Source organism: Actinomycetota bacterium (genome assembly GCA_019347675.1).
Classification (GTDB): Bacteria; Actinomycetota; Nitriliruptoria; order Nitriliruptorales; family JAHWKO01; genus JAHWKW01.
On record JAHWKW010000013.1, the window covers coordinates 61,529 to 80,475 of the forward strand.

An 18,947-nucleotide genomic window follows, 5' to 3' on the forward strand; every position below is an offset into this window, starting at 1 on the left:
CGGCACACCCGCCCGTCGCCGCCTGGCCGGCCTCGTTGTTGGTCGTGGCGCTGCTGCTTGCGGCCGTGGACCTGGCCGCGGCGACCCGGCGTCCGCTCCTGCCCGCCGCCGTCGGTGGCCTGGCGGGGCTCGTCACCTTCCTCCCGATGCTGCACTGGGTCCTCGCCCCGGCGGGGCACGTGGGTTGGGTCCTGCTGGCGGCGACCCAGTCGGCCTGGTACGCGCTCGTCGCCGACCAGCTGCGCCGGTGGACGCGGAGCGTGTGGGTGCTGGCGCTCGCGCCGCTGCTGTGGACCGCGATGGAGGCGTGGCGCGCGACCTTCCCGTCGAGCGGGTTCGGCTGGGGCGACCTGGCGTACGCCCACGTGCACGGCTCGCCGCTGCTGGGTGCCGCCAGGATCGTCGGCGGCTACGGGTTGACGTTCCTGACAGCGCTGATCGGCGCCGGACTGTGGCTGGCGCTGGCCGGAGACGCCCGGCGGCGGGTGCTCCGCCTGTCGGGTGTCGCAGCCGCCGCTGCGGCGGTCGCGTTCGGCGTCGTGGCGGCTCCCCCGGCGCCCGCCTCCACGACGCGCACCGTCGACGTCCTGACGGTGCAGGGCAACGATCTACAACGACCGGGCGCCGACGCCCGCGCCGATGACGTGGCCATCGCTCAGCGGATGCTGAGCGAGACGCGCCGGTCGGTGCGTGAGGCGGGGCGGCCTGATCTCACCGTGTGGCCGGAGAGCAGCATCGATCGCGACCCGTTCCGGGAGTCGGGCGCTGACCTGCTGCCGTTCGTCTCGGACGCCGCGGCTGCGGTCGGCGGCCAGCTGCTGTTCGGGACGAACCTGGACGGTCCGCGGCCGGCGACCTTCTACAACGCTGTGACCCTGGTCGACCGCGACGCAGTGGTCGTCGACCGTTACGTCAAACGCCGCTACGTGCCGTTCGGCGAGTACGTCCCGCTGCGGCCGATCCTGGGGGCGCTGCCGCCGTTGCGGCAGGTGCCACGCGACGGGGTCGCAGGAACCGGACCGCACACGATCCGCGCGGACGCCAGCGGGGTCGCCGTCGTCGTCTGCTTCGAGACCTTGTTCTCGGATGTCGTCCGCAGCAACATCCGAGCTGCCGACGCGGGCCTTGTGGTTGCCGTGACCAACAACGCGTCGTTCGGCCGGAGCGCCCAGAGCGCCCAGCACATCGCTCAGACGCAGTTGCGGGCCGTGGAGACCGGACGGTGGGCCGTGCACGCGGCCCTGTCAGGGGCATCGGCGTTGGTCGACCCGGACGGACGGGTCCGGGCTCGCACCGGGCTGTTCGAGCGTGCCACCATCCGCGCCGACGTTCCGGTCATCACTGCCGAGACCCCGTTCCTCCGCGTCGGTGATGTGGTGGGGACCACCGCCCGGTGGTCGGGGCTCGCGTTCTTGGCGTACCAGCTCCTCCAACGCAGGCGCCGCCGGGCCCGACGCCTCCAGGACGCCGCATGAGATCACCATCAGGTCGCGCACTCGTGGTGACGCCGACCTACAACGAGCGAGACACCGTCGCGGAACTGGTGCGCCGCGCCCTGACGGCGGCCGACGTCGACGTGCTGATCGTGGACGACGCGTCGCCGGATGGCACCGGCACCATCGCCGACGAGCTCGCAGCCGCCCACCCTCGGGTGCACGTCCTACACCGCCCCGCCAAGCACGGCCTGGGTTCCGCGTACCGCGCTGGGTTCCGATGGGGGATGCAGCACGGCTTCGACGTCTTCGTCGAGATGGACGCCGACCTCTCGCACGATCCGGGTCAACTGCCACAACTCCTGGAGGCGACCCGGATGGCCGACGTCGTGATCGGCAGCCGCTACGTCCGTGGAGGCCACACCCGTAACTGGCCGTGGTACCGCCGGCTGTTGTCGTGGGGCGGGAACCTCTACGTCCAGCTCGTGACGGGGATCCCCGTCCGCGACGCCACAAGCGGGTACCGCGCCTTCCGGCGTGAAGTCCTCGCCGAGCTCGAGGTCGAGTCGCTGCGCTCGGACGGGTACTCGTTCCAGGTCGAGACGGTGTTGCGCGCCTGGCGGGCCGGCTTCGTCGTGACGGAGATCGCGATCACGTTCGTGGAGCGTCGAGCGGGGAGCAGCAAGATCAGCCGCGCCATCGTCGCCGAAGCGGTCTGGCGCGTGCTGCGTTGGGGTTTGCAAGGGCCGCGCAACGCCGCTGACCGCCACCCACGGTCGGTCCGCAGCCCCGTCGGCTGATACCTTCGCGCAGAGCCCGTCAGCTACGCCCCCATCGTCCAGCGGTCCAGGATCCCACCCTTTCAAGGTGGTGACACGGGTTCGAATCCCGTTGGGGGTACTTCAGCGACGCGCCCGTTCGCCTGGTCGTTCCAACATCCGCACCCGTACCGACGTCCCTGATCGACCCCTGCCGGGCAGGTACCAAGGAAGTGTGATCGAGATCACACATCGATCCACGACGTCGTCGGGCATCGCGGTGGTGACCGACATCCCGACGTCGAGGAGGGCTGAGTGCCAACCACCGAGACCGACCTCGTCCACGTCACACCCGACGACGTGCACGTCATCGGCCCAGATGACTTCGGCGCCGCTGGCCTGTGGGCGCGGGAGTCGGTCGGTCCCTTCGCGGAGGTCGAGGCGCTGGGGATGCTCGTCACCGTCCACGACAGCCGGTTCGACCCTCACTCCGGCATCGGACATCACCCCCATCGGGGCATGGAGCGGCTCTTCTACATCCTCGAGGGCAGCGTCGACCACGACGACGCCCTCAACAACATCCAGGGGCACATGGGCACGGGCGACTTGGGGATCCTCACCGAGGGGCGACGCGGGATGCTCCACTCCGAGTGGAACAACGGCGACGAGGCGGCACGCGCCTACATCCTCGTCTACCCCACTGACCCGACCCCCCCGACGGCGGATTTCGCCGCGATCCGCGCCGCCGAGACCACCACGGTCCGACCGGCGGAGGGAGTGACGACCAAGGTCGTGGTCGACGGCGGCGACGAGCGCCTCCACGGCGACCTGCGACGGTTCACCGACAGTCGGCTCCAACCAGGAGCGACGTGCACGTTCGACCTCGCACCTGACGAGGCGGCGCTCACGTTCGCCGTCGAGGGAGTCGTTCACCTCCACGACGCGCACGTCGAGCTGCACGACGGCCACACGCTTTTGGCCCCTCCCAACGGCCAGCCACGCCGACTGACGCTGGTGGCCCGCGACCACAGCCGGGTCCTGCATGCGGTGACCGGTCCCGGCGACGGGCGACCCACCGACCGGCCCCGCGGGCGGGGTGGCTGAGGCACACGGCGACCTGATCGGCGGTCGCCGGTACGCTGGCCCACCGCAACGCCACGCTTCAGGAGTAGCCCAGGTGGCCAAGAGCAAGACGAACGTCGAGGTCGTCATCCCCGTCGAGCGGCAGAAGGCCGCGCAGGCGGCGGGGGCGTTCGAGCTGTCGGACCTGCCCGGGCGACTCGCGGAACCGTCCGCGGCGGTCCGACTGGGGAAGACCGCCAAACAGGACAAGCCACTGAAGGGCGTGCGTTCGCTGAGCAGTCTGACCAAGCTCCGCCCCGGCCAGGTGCTGGTCAACTACGGCAAGTCCGAGGCGCGTTGGGCGTCGACCTACCAGAAGCGGCGCGCCGGGAACGCCTCGTTCATGGAGCTGCTGTCCTACGCCCGCCAGATCGTTGGATTGAAGGAGGACGGCGAGACCGTCGTGTGTCTGATGGGCCACGCGGGCCAGGGACCATGCATCCCGCTGTGGGTGCTGCAGGAAGAGGTCACTCTCACGGTCCAGCCCAACGACATCGTGATGCGCTTCGACGATCTGTCGTTCGACTGGTGAGGGTCGAGGGCGCCCGCTTGCAGCGGGCGCTGCGGACGGCGCACGAGCTCGCCGACCTGGCCGACGCCGTCACGCTCCCCGCTTTCGGCCGCGGTGGCACCGCGGAACGCAAGGCCGACGGCACCCCCGTGACCGCCGCCGACCGCGAGGCAGAACGGGTCATGCGGCGCGCGCTGGCCGAACGTTGCCCCAACGACGCCGTGCTGGGGGAAGAGGACGGACTGCACGGTCCCGAGGGTGCGCCCACCTGGGTGCTGGATCCCATCGACGGGACGCGGAACTTCGTGCGCGGCATCCCCGTGTTCGCAACCCTCATCGCGCTCGCCGTCGACGGTCGGCCGGTGGTCGGCGTGATCTCCGCGCCGGCGCTTGGCAGCCGCTGGGAGGCGACCGCCGGTGGACCTGCCCGCCACGACGGTGCCGAGGTCCGCGTCAGCGCCGTCGACGATGTCGCCGACGCGACCGTCTCCTTCGGCGGACTGAACTACTTCCACCGTGACGGCGGCCTCGACGTCGTGGCACGGTTCACGGCACGCACGGCGCGCCAACGCGGGTTCGGTGACTTCTGGCAGCACTGCCTGGTTGCCACGGGAGCGATCGACCTGGCGGTCGAGGCCGAGGTCAGCCGCTGGGATCTCGCCGCGCCGAAGGTGATCGTCGAGGCCGCCGGCGGACGCCTGACATCTCTCGGCGGCAACGACACCGATTCGGGGGGCAGCGCGCTCACGTCGAACGGGCGCCTGCACGACGACGCGCTGCGGATCGTGGCTGGCGGCGCCTGACCCGACGCGTCACACCCTGCGGCTACAGTCCCGCCGTCATGGCAGTCACCGACGGGATCGAGCGCCAGGGGCGGCCAGGGTGGTCCGCGGAACCGCCCGGCCAGGCCCCGGTGGACCAGGCCCCGGTGGACCAGGCCCCGGTGGACCAGGCCCCGGTGGACCAGGCCCCGGCGGACCAGGCCCCGGCGGACCAGACCCGTGCGGACCAGGCAGATGACGACGGGGCGGGGACGTACGGCGAGCTGGAACCGTCGTCGCCGCCGCTGATCGACGCCGATGGGCGCGTGCGTCTGTCGTTCTCCCGGATCGCCACCTACCGGGCCTGCCCGGCGCAGTTCCGCTACGCCTACCTCGACGGACTCCCGGGAGAACCCAGCCCGCACCTGTCGTTCGGGAGCTCGGTGCACGCCGCGCTCGAGCGCTTCTACGACCAGAAGCTGCCGCGGTGCCCGACCGAGGACGACGTGCTGGGTTACCTCTACGAGGGCTGGGACAGCTCCGGGTTCGAGGCGATGACCCGCGAGGAGCAGCTGACCTGGTACCGCCACGCCCAGGCGGTGTTGCGGCGCTTCCATCGGCGCGAGGCGCCCCGTTACCGGCTTCCCGCCGACGTGGAGAAGTGGTTCGAGGTGCCGTTCGGAGAGCGAGCGCTGGTCGTGGGCTGCATCGACCGCGTCGACGTCCGCGACGACGGGTCACTGGAGGTCGTCGACTACAAGACGAACAAAAAGGTCAAGGACCGCGACCACGTGCGCACATCGCTGCAGCTGGCGATCTACGCCTTGGCGTGCGAGCACCTGTACGGCCGACTCCCGTCCTGCGTGACCCTCGACTTCGTCGTGGTGGGCCTGCGCGTGCAGGTGCCGATCGCCGAGATCGACCTCGAGGCGGCACGGCGCGCCGTCGACGAGGTCGCCGCGGCGGTCCTGGCGGGGCGGTACGACCCGACACCGAGCTTTGCGTGCCGCTGGTGCGACTTCCGGGCGCTGTGCCCGGCGTGGGACGGCGACGGCCCCGACGTGCTGGGCCCCGCCGTCGCCGAGCTGACCGCGCTGCGGCGGCGGGTGAGGCGCGACGTGCGCACGCTGCGTGAGTTGGAGGCCGGGGTCGAGCGGCTCACCGCCGGGCTGGCCGAACGGATCGGTGAGTCGTGACGGGCAGCGACTACGCTCGCCCCGACCCGGGCGGTAGGAGGATCTCAGATGGCTGACCGCGCCAGCGACGACATCGAGGTGCACGCCGCGCCGGAGACGGTCATGGGGGTCATCACCGATTACGAGTCCTACCCCGAGTGGGCCAGCAACGTCCGCGACGTGGAGATCCGCGAGACCGACGATCAGGGGCGCGGCAAGCACGTGTGGTACCGCGTGGACGCCAAGGTGGCCGAGGTCGAGTACGTCCTCGATTACACGTACCACGACGAGCACCGGTTGACGTGGTCCCTGCTCGAGGCGGAACAGCTACGTCAGCTCGACGGTGAGTACCGCCTCGAACCGCTGGACGAGGGGGTCCGCGTCGACTACACGCTCGAGGTGGACCTCGAGATCCCGGTGCCCGGGTTCATGAAGAAGCGTGCCGCGAAGATGATCCTCGAGACCAGCCTGAACGAGCTCAAGCGCCGCGCCGAGGAGCTCGGCTCCTGAACGCCGAGGAGCTCGGCTCCTGAACGATCACCCACTGGCCGAACCGGCCTGGCCGGCACCGACATGGTCCTGGCGACGCAGGTAGCGTCGCGGCCCCACCGCCGGGGGGGCCGAACGTGCCACGGGTCGGACGCAACGAGGTCGAGGCTGTCTACTTCACGCTGCTGCGGGCCCGGGAGGAGCTGGCTGAGCTGCGCCGGTACGAGGAGTACCTCGAGGCGGAGCAGAGGCGCCTGCAGCGCTTCGTCGCCGAAGGTGACGCGCTGGAGGCCCATGTCGATCCGCGGCTTCGACGTGCGATCGCGCACACCGACGCGTCGCTGACGAAAGCGATCCGGACGCGGCTGGAGGTACTCGGCGACGAGCTCGAGCGGCAACCGCACCGGATCGACGCGGCCAGCGCATTCGTCGAGGAGTGCGAGCACGACCTCGCCCGCCTGCGGGGCGGGCCAGGGCCGTCGCGCGAGTGATGCGCAGCGTGCTGTCGCGGTAGCTGACGTCCGGGCCCTGACTGATTGACCCCGAATGTGTGCGTTGACCGTTTCGTCACTCTCCGTATAGCGTTGGCTACGAAGAGTTTGGTACACTCTTGCGGGCGTTCGGACAGCGACCGGGACTCGGAGGGGGGATGGGCCGACGGCGGGGCACCGCGGTGGGGACGGGCCCCGTCCGTATCATCGTCCTGGACCCCGATCCCTATCTCCTCTTCCTGCTGGAACGGGAGTTCCCGGAGGCGTCGGTGCGCCCGGCGCCCGAGGACCTGACCGCCGCCGAGGTGCTGGCTGACCCGCCAGACCTGATCGTGAGCAGCGAAGGCGACCCGCGACTGTCCCAGGCCCGTGACCTGAGTGATCCGGTAACGAAGCTCCTCGCCATCTCGGACGGCAGGCGACGCCCACTGCACCCCGCCGACGGGTTCGACGGCGTCCTCGTGCGACCGATCGGCCCCGCGGAGGTCGGGCGCGCGGTGCGGTCGGCCATGGGACTGCCGACGGGCACGCCGCGGACCATCGTCGATGTCCTCGAACGCTTCCCGGCCTGGCTCGCGACCCTCCGCCTGGCCGCCGTCATGGTGGGGGGTGTGATCGCGGTCACCGTCGCGAGCACCACGCCTCAGGCGCTGGCGGTCTTCGTCACGGCACTGGCGTACACGGCTCTGCGTGCCGCCAGGGGGAGGACCGTGGCTTGGCTCGCGTGGGCCGACGTGGGCGTGGCCGCGCTCCTGATCGCGGTGACGGGGGGTGTGGACAGCAGCTACATCCTCTTCGCCACGGTCGTAGCCCTGGGATCCGGCGTGGCGTTCGAGCAGCGCGGGGCCGTCACCGCAGGGCTCGTCCTGTGGCTGGGCGCGGTCGTCGACGCGGTGACGTCTACGACGAGCGCCAGTGCGTCGGCGTCGGAACTGATCGTGTGGCTCGCGATCTTCCCGCTCATGGCCCTGATCACCTCGGTGGTGACCGGCGGGTGGCGGGCTGAGCGCAGCGACGGTTCGCAGATCATCGCCGAGGCCAACCGCACGCTCTCGAAGCTCCACGACATCGCTCGGGCCATCCCGCGTGGGTTCGAGACGGGCAGCATTGCCTCTGCCGTTCTCGAGGAGATCAAGGACGCGGGCGCCCCCGCTGGCGTGCTGTTCGTCGAGGAGGGGGGGTTGCTGTCCGCCGTCGGGTCGTTCGGTTGGTCGCAGCCCGTCCAGTTCCTGGTCGAACGCGAGTCGCTCGCCGGCATCCTGGATCAGCCCAGCCGTGTGACAGGACACGACCGGCTGCCGGATCCCCTCGCCCGAGCTCTGACCGGATACGAACGGTGGTTCATCGCCCCGCTGCGGCACGGCCCCACCACGCTGGGCCTGCTCGCCATCGCCTGGAAGGGAGCCTCCCGCAGCGACGAGATCGACCTTGGCGAGATTCAACGCTTCGCGGAGGAGACCGCTCTGGCCCTGGAGAACGCGCGGCTGTTCCGCCGTGTGCGTGAGCTGTCGGTCGACGAGGAGCGCCGCCGCCTGGCGGTCGAGATCCACGACGGCATCGCGCAGGTCCTCACCCACGTTCACCTCGAGCTCGAGTTCCTCGGGTGCCAGGAGCAGGTCGACGAGAGCGTCCGCGCGGAAGCTTCGCGGCTCGCACGTGTGGTGCACCGCGGGCTCGTCGACGTGCGGTCGACGATCACCGGGCTACATCCCTCGTCTGCCGAGGGCCTCGGCGCCTCGCTCCGGGAGTACGTGCGGGATCTGCGCGGCCTCGGTGGGCCGAGGATCGTGTTCGACGCGCGTGTCGATCGGCGGTTTGACCCGGAGGTCGAGGCGGACGTCTTTCGGGTCGCCCAGGAGGCGATCTCGAACGCGCTCCGTCACTCCGGGGGGCAAGAGGTCAGGGTGTCGCTGGATGGCACTGGGCCGGCGCTGCGGCTCACGGTGGAGGACGATGGCAAGGGCATCCGCGCGGGCGGCCGCTCACGCGACGGGGGGCTGGGACTCCAGGCGATGCTGGAACGCGCCGAGAGGATCGGGGCGAGCCTGGCCATCTGCGAACGGGGCGCAGGTGGGACACGTCTGCGGATGACGTACCCCGTGGAGCCACTCGCCACGCAGGTGGCAGAGGTCACCGAAGTTCTCAGCGCATGATGCGCATCGTCGTCGTCGAGGACCACACGCTGGTGCGTGAGACGGTCGTCAAGGTCGTGTCCGCCCAACCCGACTTCGAGGTCGTGGGGCAGGCGGGAATGGCCGAAGAGGCGTTCGACGTCATCCGCCGCAACCAGCCGGATCTGGCGCTGCTCGACGTGTCGATGCCCGGCATGGACGGGTTCGATCTCGCGACGCGCCTCAAGGAGCTCCAGCCGGACGTGCGGCTGATCTTCCTCACCATGCACGAGGACGACCGCAGTCTCCAGCGTGCGATGTCCGTGGGCGTGGACGGCTACCTACCGAAGACCGCGTCGGTCGATGAGGTTCTGCGGGCGCTGCGCGCCGTCGCGGAAGGCGGGTCGTACCTGAGCCGCGACATCGCCCGGCGGATGATGGACCTGGCGAGCGGGCGGGCGTCCGACGGCGTGAACCTCACCGAGCGCGAACTCGAGATCCTCCGCCTCATGGCGGCGGGGGTGCGCCCTGCCCAGGTCGCGGAGCGGCTGTTCCTCTCCCTGAAGACCGTGAAGAACCACCTCACCAGCATCTACGCCAAGCTCGGCGTCGAGACTGCGGCTCAGGCGGTCGCCGAGGCGTACCGGCTGGGGATCGTCCGTCCCGACTCCAGGTAACGGACGACCACCGACGATGTCGGTGGCGCTGGCCAGCCAACCCAACGCTCACAACCACTTTCCGGTGGGGAACGGGACGTTGGTCCCGGTGATCGCAGGACGGGCGGCGCCCCGAAGTTGCGCCGTGCGCCTCATCCGTGCGGGGCGTCTTCAGCTTACCTTCAGCTGCGTACCCACAAACCGGGTCGGAACAGTCTGGCCCAGTCCAAGGAGAAAGCATGGAACGCCTCTTCCACGCCTGGCTGGCTGTCTCGTCGTTCTTCGTCCGCACGGAAGACGAAGAGGGCGCGACCGCCGTCGAGTACGGCCTCATGGTCGCGCTCATCGCCGTGGTCATCATGGCCACCGTTGCCGCCCTAGGCACAGAGCTGAACCGTCTCTTCCAGGCCGTCGTCACCGAACTCCAGAACGTAGTAACCGCCAACTAGTCGGCTTCCGGACATCCATCGGTCGGGGCGGTCCGGACACCGGGCCGCCCCGAACCGGGCAGAGGAGCAGCGCCATGCGATCGGCGCGACGGCTGACCGAGGACGAGTCGGGAGCGACCGCTGCCGAGTACGCAGTCATGGTGGCGCTGATCGCTGTCGTCGTTGCCGCAACCGTCACCACGCTCGGGATCTCGGTTCGAGACCTCTTCGCTAACCCTGACCTCCTCGATGCTTTGTCGAACTGACGATGAAGACGGCTACCCGAGGAGTCCTCACAGAGCAAGGCGGCGCCGCCGCAGTCGAGTTCGCGCTCATCCTGCCGATGCTGCTCCTGTTGATCTTCGGGATGATCGACTTCTCCCGCGCCTACAACGCGCACATCTCACTGTCCGGCGCCGCCCGTGAGGGCGCACGGGTGCTGGCCCTCGGCACCGGCGACCCGGTGCAGACCACCAAGGACGCCGCGCCGTCGCTACCTCCCGACGAGATCACCGTCGCGTTGGACCCGGCCGACTGCGCCGGCAGCGCCGGGCAGCCGGCGAACGTCACGGCGTCCTACGACTTCTCCTACATCACGCCGCTATCGGGCCTGATGAGCCTCTTCGGAGGCTCCGCACTGGCGTCACCCATCACCCTGAACGGGATCGGAGTCATGCGATGCGGCGGTTGAACCACGAGGAGGGCGCCGTCGCGGTCATCGTGGCGCTGCTGACGGCGGTGGTGTTCGGCTTCGCTGCGATCTCGGTCGATTCCGGTCAGCTGTACCAGGAGCGTCGCGAGCTCCAGAACGGCGCCGACGGCGCCGCCATCGCTGCCGCCTACGACTGTGCCAAGGGCGTCATCGAGTGCAGCCTGACCAGTCTCGAGCTGAACAACACCATCGATTCCTACGCGAGCGCCAACGCCAACGACGGGGAATCGGCCGCGAGCATCGTGGAACTGAACCTCACCGAGAGCTACATCACCGTCGAGACCGAGACACTCTCGGACGGTAACAGCTTCCTCACCCACTGGTTCGCGTGGATCTTCGGCGAGGACTCAGCGACGACGACGGTCCGGGCGCAGGCCACCGCGAAGTGGGCTCGGACGCCGGGCACCCTTGAGATCTTCCCGCTCGCGTTCTGCCTCGACACCTTCAACACCCTCACGTCGAACGGGGAGGATTTCGTCGGCCCTCCCGACTACCACGTCTACTACAAGACCCCCAGCAACCCGATCGTGTGCCCGACCACAGACGACCTATACGAGGGTGGCTTCGGGTGGCTAGACCTCGAGCATTCCACCTACAGCCTGGATCCGACCACTTGCACGCTGACCATCGACGCCGACGAGTGGATGCCCGGCATCACCGGCGAGGGCGCACGCATTAACGACCCCTGGCCCAACTGCTACCAGAAGCTGAAGGACAAGATCCTCGAGATGGACGCGAACACGAACGCGGCGCCACTGCTCGTGCCGATCTTCGACGGGTGGCGCGGGTCAGGCGCCAACGGAGAGTTCCACATCGCCGGGTTCGGCGCTTTCCGCCCGACCGGGTTCAACTTCGGTGGCAGCACCCACCACCCCGACAACATGGCGTGCATCAACCCGGCCAACCGCTGCGTCCGCGGTTGGTTCACCGACTTCGTCACCTTCGGTGGCGTGGGAAGCGCCGGCGCCTACTACGGCGTCGTGTCCGTCGACCTCATCAAGTGATCAGGAGACTCGCATGAACCGCAAGTTCGTCGGAGTCGCCGCCGCGGTACTGCTGGCGTCGATCGGGACGTTGACCCTGCTCGGCTGGGCGAAGTCCGCCGAGGACCGGGCCCTCGCGGGTGAGCGGACGCTCAACGTCCTCGTGGTCATGCAGGACATCGCCAAGGGAACGCGCGCCGAGGACCTCGGTACCCAGGTCGAGATGAAGCGCGTCCCCGCCAAGGTGAAGGCCGCCGGGAGCGTTGACAACGTCGCCGACCTGAAGGGCAAGGTCGCGGCCATCGACCTGGTCCCGGGTGAACAGGTCGTCTCCACCCGGTTCGTCGAGCCTGAGGTGCTGGCTCGCCAGACCGGCGCCGAGGTGCCGGACGGCCTCCAGGAGGTCACCATCAAGCTGGAGCCACAGCGGGCGGTCGGCGGCAACCTCCGGCCCGGTGACACGGTCGGTCTCGTGGCGTCGTTCGAGCCCTTCGAGGACGGCTCCGGGGCCAAGTCCCCCAACGAGACCCACCTGATGCTCCACAAGGTCCTCGTCACCCGGGTCCAGGCGGCGCCCACCACGGCGTCTCGTGGATCCGGAGATGACGACGAAGACCGCGGTCCCGAACCCGTCCCGGGTAGCGACCTGCTCGTGACGCTCGCCGTGGACGCCCCCTCGGTCGAGCGCATCGTGTTCGCGCAGGAGTTCGGCCGCGTGTGGCTGACGGCCGAGCCCGAGACCGCCACGGAGGACGGCACCACGATCCAGCACCGCGGGACGGTCTACAACAAGTAAACGCGCCCGCGTCACGACAGCGAGGGAACCATGACCCAACCACGGATACTGCTGTCCACACCCAACGTCGCCTACGAACAGCGCATCCGCCAGGCCTTCGGCGGCACGTTGAACGGCGAGCTGCGCTGGCTGCGCGACCCCGCCGACTCGGCACTGCTGGCCAGGCAGGCGGTCGACAGCGGAGCGGACGTCGTGGCTGTCGGCCCGGACATCCCAGTCGCCGACGCCCTGTCGATCGCACGGACACTCGACCACGAGCGCCCGGAGGTCAGCGTGATCCTCGTCGCGCCTCCGAGCCCTGACTTGTACCAGAGGGCTCTCCGCGCCGGCGTGCGCGACGTCCTCGCACCCGACGCGCTCGACGCTGAGGTGCGCGAGGTCTTCGAACGCGCCTTGGAGGTCACGCAACGGCGCCGCGATAGCGTCACCGCCGCGGAGGCCACCAGCGCAGGCGGGAAGGTGATCGCCGTCCTGTCCCCGAAGGGTGGCAGCGGCAAGACCACGATCGCCACGAACCTGGCGCTCGGCCTGACAGAGGCCGCTCAGGGCAAGGTGGTCCTGGTCGACCTCGACCTACAGTTCGGCGACGCAGCCAGCGCGCTCGGGCTGGTGCCCGAACACACGATCGCGGACGCCGCACGGGCCGTGCACGGCCTGGACGCGCTCACGCTGAAGGTCTTCCTGACCCCGCACCCGTCCGACCTGTACACGCTCTGCGCCCCGGAGTCCCCAGCCGAGGGTGAGGAGGTCACGGCCCAGCAGGTCACGCAGGTGCTGCAGGTCCTGTCGGCCGAGTTCACCTACGTCATCGTGGACACCCCGGCAGGGCTCGGCGAGCACACGCTGTCCGCGGTGGAGTGCGCCACCGACCTGGTCCTCGTGTGCAGCATGGACGTCCCCAGCGTCCGGGGGCTGCGCAAGGAGGTCCTGGCGCTGGATCAGCTGGGCATGTCCCACCAGACGCGCCACTTCGTCCTCAACCGGGCCGACAGCCGGGTGGGCCTGGATGCGGGCGACGTCGAGGCGACCGTGGGGTTGCCGGTACACGTCTCGTTGTCGAGCACCCGGGCCATCCCGGTGTCGGTGAACCAGGGGGCCCCCGTGATCACGTCGGAACCGCGGTCCCCGGCCGCGCGCCAGCTCCGTGAGCTGGTCGGACGGTTCGCCGAGAAGCCGTCGAGCGACCAGCACGGCGGTTTCCCATGGCGCAGGAAGGATCGGACGTGAAGCTCAGCGACCGGCTCAAGGCCGTCAACCGTGACGCACCGGCGGCGTCGGCCGCGCCTGGGCCGACGCCAACACCGGCGCCGGCGCCGGCGAAGGCAGGACCGGCGCTGCCGAAGACCACGGCGGAGGAGGTCAGCCCCCAACTGGATCCGCTGACACACATCAAGGAACGGGCACAGACCGCGCTGTTCGCGCGACTCGGCGCCCGCCTGTACGACTCGTCCCTCACCGCGGAGCAACTACAGAAGTTCGTGCACGCGGAGCTCACCGCGGCGGTGGAGCACGAGCGAGCCCCGCTGAGCGCATCCGAGCGCCAGCGGCTCGTGGTGGAAGTCAGCAACGACCTGCTCGGCTACGGGCCGATCCAGCGCTTCCTCGACGATGACACGGTCACGGAGGTCATGGTCAACGGCGAGGACTCCATCTTCGTGGAACGCGCCGGCAAGCTGTACGAAACCGGCGCACGGTTCGTATCCGACGACCACCTACGGCGCGTCATCGAGCGCATCGTCTCACAGGTCGGACGCCGCATCGACGAGTCCTCGCCGATGGTCGACGCACGGCTCCCCGACGGATCACGCGTCAACGCCATCATCCCACCGCTGTCGGTCGACGGACCGAGCCTCACCATCCGCAAGTTCGCGAAGGATCCCTACACGGCCGACGACCTCGTCACCTTCGGAACCATGACCCCGGGGATGGTCGAGCTCCTCTCCGCATGCGTCCGCGGCCGGCTCAACATCCTGGTCACCGGCGGGACCGGCACCGGCAAGACCACGATGCTCAACGTCCTGTCGTCGTTCATCCCCAACGACGAGCGCATCGTTACCATCGAGGACGCGGTCGAACTCCAGCTGCACCAGGACCACCTGGTCCGACTCGAGAGCCGACCGCCCAACATCGAAGGCAAGGGCCAGGTCGCCATCCGCGACCTGGTCCGTAACTCCCTGCGCATGCGACCCGACCGCATCATCGTCGGCGAGGTCCGCGGCGGCGAAGCGCTGGACATGCTCCAGGCGATGAACACCGGCCACGACGGGTCCCTGTCGACGGTGCACGCGAACACACCACGCGACGCGATCGCCCGTCTCGAGACCATGGTGCTCATGGCCGGGATGGAGCTCCCCGTCCGAGCGATCCGCGAGCAGGTCGCCTCGGCGCTGGACCTGATCGTGCACATCTCCCGCCTTCGCGACGGCAGCCGCCGCGTCACCCACGTGACCGAGGTGCACGGGATGGAGGGGCAGGTCGTCACCCTCCAGGACGTGTTCCTGTTCGACTACTCCGCTGGACTCGACGCCGACGGCCGCTTCCTCGGCTCGCAGCGCCCCACCGGGATCCGACCACGGTTCGTCGAGCACCTGACCCAGCTCGGCATCCCCGTTCCCGCGGTCGTCTTCGGTGCCCCACTCTCGGGGACCGATGACCTCTCCACCCGACGGATCGGGCCATGAAGTTCCGCTCGCGTCTGCTCGTGTCGGCCGGTGCGATGGCCGCGGTCGTCGCGGCATCGGCGGCCCTCGCCATTGCGGCAGGGACCGTGACGATCGAGGACGTCGACGTCAGCGGCCACCCGAACGTGCGCATCGAGGTCACAGCGCCGGCCGCCGTCGACCCGGACGAGGCCGAAAGCTCCTTCACGGTCACCGAGGATGGCGAGCGCCGGTCGGTGTCCGTCACACAGCTGGCTTCGGAGGACATCGAGATCGTCCTCCTCGTCGATACCTCCGGGAGCATGCAGGGGGAGCCGATCGAAGCGGCCAGGCGGGCGGCGGAGGCTTTCCTGGATCGCCTCCCCGCAGAGGTGGACGTCGCGGTGGTCAGCTTCGGCTCCGGCGCATCGGTCCTCGCTCCTTTCTCCACCGACCGGACCGCGACGAAGGTGGCGATCGCCAGCCTGGCGGCCGCAGGCAGGACCGCGCTGTACGACGGCGTCACGACCGCGTTGGCACAGTTCTCGCCGGAGGACGCGACGGCGCGGCGCTCCATCGTGCTCCTGTCGGACGGCGGGGACACCGCCAGCGCGACGACGCTCGACGACGCCGCCGGCGCCCTGGAGGCCTCCGGCGCGCGCCTGTACGCGATCGAGCTGCGTACCCCCGAGACCGATCCCGAGCCACTGGCACGGTTGGCCGAGGTGAGCGAGGGACGGGTCGTCCCGGTGGACGACGCCAGCGGTCTCGACACGGTGTACACCAGCATCGCATCAGAACTCGTCAGCCGGTTCGAGCTCACCTACCGCTCGGAAGCCGACGGTCCCTCAACGGTGCGCGTTGACTTCGCCGCCGACGGCGTCCGGGCCTCCGGCGAGCAGCGGATCACGCTCCCGGCCGCTGCACCGGCACCATCGACGCCGCAGCCCGCGCCCCGCCCGCCCGACGAGCTGGTCGCCGTGTCGTCGCTGTGGACGAACCCGTTCGTGCTCGGGGCAGGCGGTCTGGCGGTGTTCGCTGGCCTCCTCATCCTGACCTACGTGGTTGTCGCTGCCCGCGAGCCGCACCGGCGCCTGGCGGCAGAGGCGGGGGTGGCCCGAGTTCCCCGCACGACCAGCTTCGCCGGCCTGGCGGGCCAGGCCAGCATGCTGGCGGAACGGCAGCTGGAGCGCCGCGGACGCACCGGGGCACTCAACGACGCGCTGGAGCGCGCAGGCCTCGACCTCCGCCCCGGCGAGTACGTCGTGCTAACCGCTTGCGCCGCCACGACAGCGTTCGGGGTCGGGCTGATGATGGCCAACCTCGCCGTCGGGGTGCTGTTCGCGGTCCTGTCCGTCGTCGCGGCGCGCACGCTGCTGTCGGTGTTGGCCGCGCGACGACAGGCGAGGTTCGCCGACCAGCTCGGCGACGTGCTGCAACTGCTGGCCGGGAGCCTGCGGGCGGGGTACGGGCTGATGCAGGCGATCGATGCGGTCGGGAGGGAGGCGGATGCTCCGGCTGCGGAGGAGTTCGGCCGGGTCATCATCGAGGCCCGTCTCGGGCGCGACGTGTCGCAATCACTGCGAGCCCTGGCCGACCGGGTTGCGAGCGAGGACTTCGCGTGGGTGGTGCAGGCGATCGAGATCCACCGAGAGGTGGGGGGTGACCTCGCAGAGGTCCTCGACACGGTCGCCGCCACCATCCGGGAGCGCAACCAGATCCGCCGCCAGGTGAAGGCGCTCAGCGCGGAGGGGCGCTACTCCGCCTACGTCCTACTGGCCCTCCCGTTCGTGGTAGCTGGGTTCATCACGATGACGAGCCCCGACTACCTCTCGGATCTCACGCGGACCGTTCCCGGCATCGTGATGCTGGGCATGGCCGGCGTGTTCATGGCTGTCGGAGCCCTGTGGCTGCGCAAGCTCACGCGGCTGGTGTTCTGACTCTCGTTGGATAGGACGACGGAGATGCCGATCCCGATCATGGTGGCCGCGGTGGCGGTGGGCTGTTCCCTGCCTCTGATGTGGTGGTCGTTGGCCTCGGCGCGGACGCCGGGACGCAGCGCACGCGACAACCTCGGTGCGACCGACCTCCGCCAGGCCGTTCTCGCACGGTCGGCGAGCGAGCGGGCACTCCGTCCGCTGGGCCAGTTCCTCGCCGAACGTGGCCGGCGCCTGACCCCGGCGAGTTGGGCGGCCGCACTGGACCGGCGCCGGATCCTCGCAGGCCAGCCGGTCACGTGGCCGATGGAGCGTCTCCTCGCGGCGAAGGTGGTGCTCGGCCTCGGCGGCCTGCTCGTCGGCTACCTGCTGTTCTCCTCGAACCGCACGGCGATGTGGTTCCTGCTGTGGTTGGCGGTCACCGCGCTCGCGTACTTCGCCCCCGACCTCCTGCTGATGAGCAGGGGTCAGGAACGCCAGGCCGAGATCCAGCGGGAGCTGCCGGACACGCTCGATCAGATGACGATCGCGGTCGAGGCCGGCCTGGGGTTCGACTCGGCCATGGCCAGGTCGGCCAGGAGCGGCAGCGGGCCACTGGCCCAGGAGTTCACCCGGACGCTTCAGGAGGCCCAACTCGGCGTCTCGCGGTCGGCGGCTCTGCGCCACCTCATGGAGCGCACGAACGTCCCCGACCTGCGTCACTTCGTCCTCGCGCTGATCCAGGCGGAGAACTACGGCATCCCGGTCGCCGACGTGCTGCGCACACAGGCGGCGGAGCTGCGGGTCAAGCGTCGCCAGCGCGCCGAGGAGCACGCGATGAAGATCCCGGTGAAGATCGTCTTCCCCGTGGTGCTGTGCATCCTGCCTGCGCTGTTCATCGTCATCCTCGGCCCAGCTGCGATCCGCATCTACCAGACCTTCGCCGGGATGGGCTGATGGAGGACCCTCGACGGCGGTACACGCCGACGACCGCGGCCGCCGCACTGGACGCGCTGCTCACCGCGGACGACCACGGCGGGACCGTCCGGGGAGCCCCGTTGCCCACCGGGTTCGACGTCCTCGACACCACCCTCGGGGGCGGCATCGGCTCCACGGACCTCGTCCTGCTCGCCGGGTTGCCCGGTGTTGGGAAGACCGTCGCTGCCCTTCAGGTGGCCCGACACCACGCACGGTCAGGTGGCGACGTCGTCTACGCCTGCTACGAGCACACGGCCGGCGAACTGCTCACCCGGCTGCTGCTCATGGAGCTCGGCCAGGACGGCGACCACCTCGACCCCCACCTGGAGCTGCTGCGCGAGGCGGTGCGGGACAGCCTTGGTGCATCCCTGTCGTTCCGCGCACTCGTCGACCGTGAACCGCTGCTCGCAGCCGCCATCGACCGGCTTCGTGGCTACAGCGACCGCCTGTGGCTGGTATCGGCATCCGGGGCTCACACCGGTGTCGGAGAGCTGGCGGACCTCGTCGAGGAGCACCTCGCCGGCGGGGGGCTGCTCATCGTCGACTACCTGCAGAAGGTGGCGGTCAAGCCGGAGCCGCCCGACGAGGCCGAGAAGGTGACCCGCATCGCCGAGGCGCTCAAGGACTTGGCGCTAAGCCGCCAGGTGCCGGTGTTGGCCATCACGGCAGCTGACCGCAGCGCCCTCGACTCACCACGGCTGCGGCTGCATCACCTCCGAGGCTCCTCCGCGCTGGCATACGAGGCGGACGTCGCGGTGCTCCTCAACGACAAGTCGCGCTGCGTGTCCAAGGTTCACCTCGCGTACGACACGGTGCGCGCGGAGGGCTTCCGCCACTACGTGGTCTTCAGCGTCGAGAAGAACCGGGGCGGGCCGGCGCTGGTCGACCTCGAGTTCCGCAAGGACTTCGCGCACTACCGCTTCGACCCGGAAGGTGACTACGTGCGCGAGCGCCTGGTCGACGAGCGCCTGAACGTCGAGTAGCCGGG

The 18,947-nt window shown here is 69.9% G+C and carries 20 protein-coding genes and 1 tRNA gene; all 21 read left to right on the plus strand.

The genetic code is table 11. From position 1 onward, the window contains the following. The first annotated feature begins 44 nt into the window (after nt 1-44). The 21 genes from lnt to KY462_10355 all read left to right on the plus strand — a co-directional run bounded on the left by lnt (nt 45) and on the right by KY462_10355 (nt 18,942). Nucleotides 45-1,475, plus strand: coding sequence for an apolipoprotein N-acyltransferase (gene lnt / locus KY462_10255; GenBank protein ID MBW3578100.1), 1,431 nt, complete (start codon nt 45-47; stop codon nt 1,473-1,475). Further along, entirely contained in the window at nt 1,472-2,233 is a 762-nt protein-coding gene (locus KY462_10260) for a polyprenol monophosphomannose synthase (protein ID MBW3578101.1), read from the plus strand. Before lnt ends, KY462_10260 begins: the two co-directional genes overlap by 4 nt. 27 nt (nt 2,234-2,260) lie before the next feature. Next, nucleotides 2,261-2,333, plus strand: a tRNA-Glu gene (locus KY462_10265). A 173-nt stretch (nt 2,334-2,506) separates the two neighbouring features. Next, a complete protein-coding gene (locus KY462_10270) occupies nt 2,507-3,295 on the plus strand; it encodes a pirin family protein (protein ID MBW3578102.1) in 789 nt (262 codons plus the stop codon). Nucleotides 3,296-3,368: 73 nt separating this feature from the next. Further along, a complete protein-coding gene (locus KY462_10275; GenBank protein ID MBW3578103.1) occupies nt 3,369-3,845 on the plus strand; it encodes a hypothetical protein in 477 nt (158 codons plus the stop codon). Then, on the plus strand, nt 3,749-4,627 hold the full coding sequence (locus KY462_10280) for a histidinol-phosphatase (protein ID MBW3578104.1): 879 nt from the start codon (nt 3,749-3,751) through the stop codon (nt 4,625-4,627). The genes KY462_10275 and KY462_10280 overlap by 97 nt, the downstream gene beginning before the upstream one ends. Before the next feature lie 125 nt (nt 4,628-4,752). Beyond that, on the plus strand, nt 4,753-5,781 hold the full coding sequence (locus KY462_10285; GenBank protein MBW3578105.1) for a PD-(D/E)XK nuclease family protein: 1,029 nt from the start codon (nt 4,753-4,755) through the stop codon (nt 5,779-5,781). A 48-nt stretch (nt 5,782-5,829) separates the two neighbouring features. After that, nucleotides 5,830-6,270 (plus strand): SRPBCC family protein, encoded by a 441-nt coding sequence (locus KY462_10290; GenBank protein ID MBW3578106.1) that lies wholly within the window; start codon nt 5,830-5,832, stop codon nt 6,268-6,270. A gap of 116 nt (nt 6,271-6,386) precedes the next feature. Then, nucleotides 6,387-6,740, plus strand: coding sequence for a hypothetical protein (locus KY462_10295; GenBank protein MBW3578107.1), 354 nt, complete (start codon nt 6,387-6,389; stop codon nt 6,738-6,740). A 158-nt stretch (nt 6,741-6,898) separates the two neighbouring features. Next, nucleotides 6,899-8,893, plus strand: coding sequence for a sensor histidine kinase (locus KY462_10300; GenBank protein ID MBW3578108.1), 1,995 nt, complete (start codon nt 6,899-6,901; stop codon nt 8,891-8,893). Beyond that, nucleotides 8,890-9,528 (plus strand): response regulator transcription factor, encoded by a 639-nt coding sequence (locus tag KY462_10305; GenBank protein ID MBW3578109.1) that lies wholly within the window; start codon nt 8,890-8,892, stop codon nt 9,526-9,528. Before KY462_10300 ends, KY462_10305 begins: the two co-directional genes overlap by 4 nt. Before the next feature lie 218 nt (nt 9,529-9,746). Beyond that, nucleotides 9,747-9,956, plus strand: a complete 210-nt coding sequence (locus KY462_10310) for a Flp family type IVb pilin (GenBank protein MBW3578110.1) — start codon at nt 9,747-9,749, stop codon at nt 9,954-9,956. 74 nt (nt 9,957-10,030) lie between these two features. Continuing rightward, the gene (locus KY462_10315) at nt 10,031-10,201 is read left to right on the plus strand and encodes a Flp family type IVb pilin (protein MBW3578111.1); all 171 of its coding nucleotides are present in this window, start codon (nt 10,031-10,033) and stop codon (nt 10,199-10,201) included. A 2-nt stretch (nt 10,202-10,203) separates the two neighbouring features. Next, nucleotides 10,204-10,626, plus strand: coding sequence for a pilus assembly protein (locus KY462_10320; GenBank protein ID MBW3578112.1), 423 nt, complete (start codon nt 10,204-10,206; stop codon nt 10,624-10,626). Then, nucleotides 10,614-11,651: a hypothetical protein gene (locus KY462_10325; protein MBW3578113.1), complete on the plus strand. Its 1,038-nt coding sequence runs from the start codon at nt 10,614-10,616 to the stop codon at nt 11,649-11,651. The genes KY462_10320 and KY462_10325 overlap by 13 nt, the downstream gene beginning before the upstream one ends. Before the next feature lie 13 nt (nt 11,652-11,664). Beyond that, nucleotides 11,665-12,426 carry a Flp pilus assembly protein CpaB gene (locus tag KY462_10330; protein MBW3578114.1) on the plus strand — a complete coding sequence of 254 codons (762 nt, stop codon included), beginning with the start codon at nt 11,665-11,667 and terminating at the stop codon, nt 12,424-12,426. A gap of 30 nt (nt 12,427-12,456) precedes the next feature. Further along, on the plus strand, nt 12,457-13,653 hold the full coding sequence (locus tag KY462_10335; protein ID MBW3578115.1) for an AAA family ATPase: 1,197 nt from the start codon (nt 12,457-12,459) through the stop codon (nt 13,651-13,653). Then, the gene (locus tag KY462_10340) at nt 13,629-15,107 is read left to right on the plus strand and encodes a CpaF family protein (protein MBW3578116.1); all 1,479 of its coding nucleotides are present in this window, start codon (nt 13,629-13,631) and stop codon (nt 15,105-15,107) included. Before KY462_10335 ends, KY462_10340 begins: the two co-directional genes overlap by 25 nt. Then, nucleotides 15,104-17,005 (plus strand): type II secretion system F family protein, encoded by a 1,902-nt coding sequence (locus tag KY462_10345; GenBank protein MBW3578117.1) that lies wholly within the window; start codon nt 15,104-15,106, stop codon nt 17,003-17,005. Before KY462_10340 ends, KY462_10345 begins: the two co-directional genes overlap by 4 nt. Before the next feature lie 24 nt (nt 17,006-17,029). After that, on the plus strand, nt 17,030-17,938 hold the full coding sequence (locus tag KY462_10350; protein ID MBW3578118.1) for a type II secretion system F family protein: 909 nt from the start codon (nt 17,030-17,032) through the stop codon (nt 17,936-17,938). Then, complete coding sequence (locus KY462_10355) at nt 17,938-18,942, plus strand: AAA family ATPase (GenBank protein ID MBW3578119.1); 1,005 nt, start codon at nt 17,938-17,940, stop codon at nt 18,940-18,942. The genes KY462_10350 and KY462_10355 overlap by 1 nt, the downstream gene beginning before the upstream one ends. The last annotated feature ends 5 nt before the right edge of the window (nt 18,943-18,947 follow it).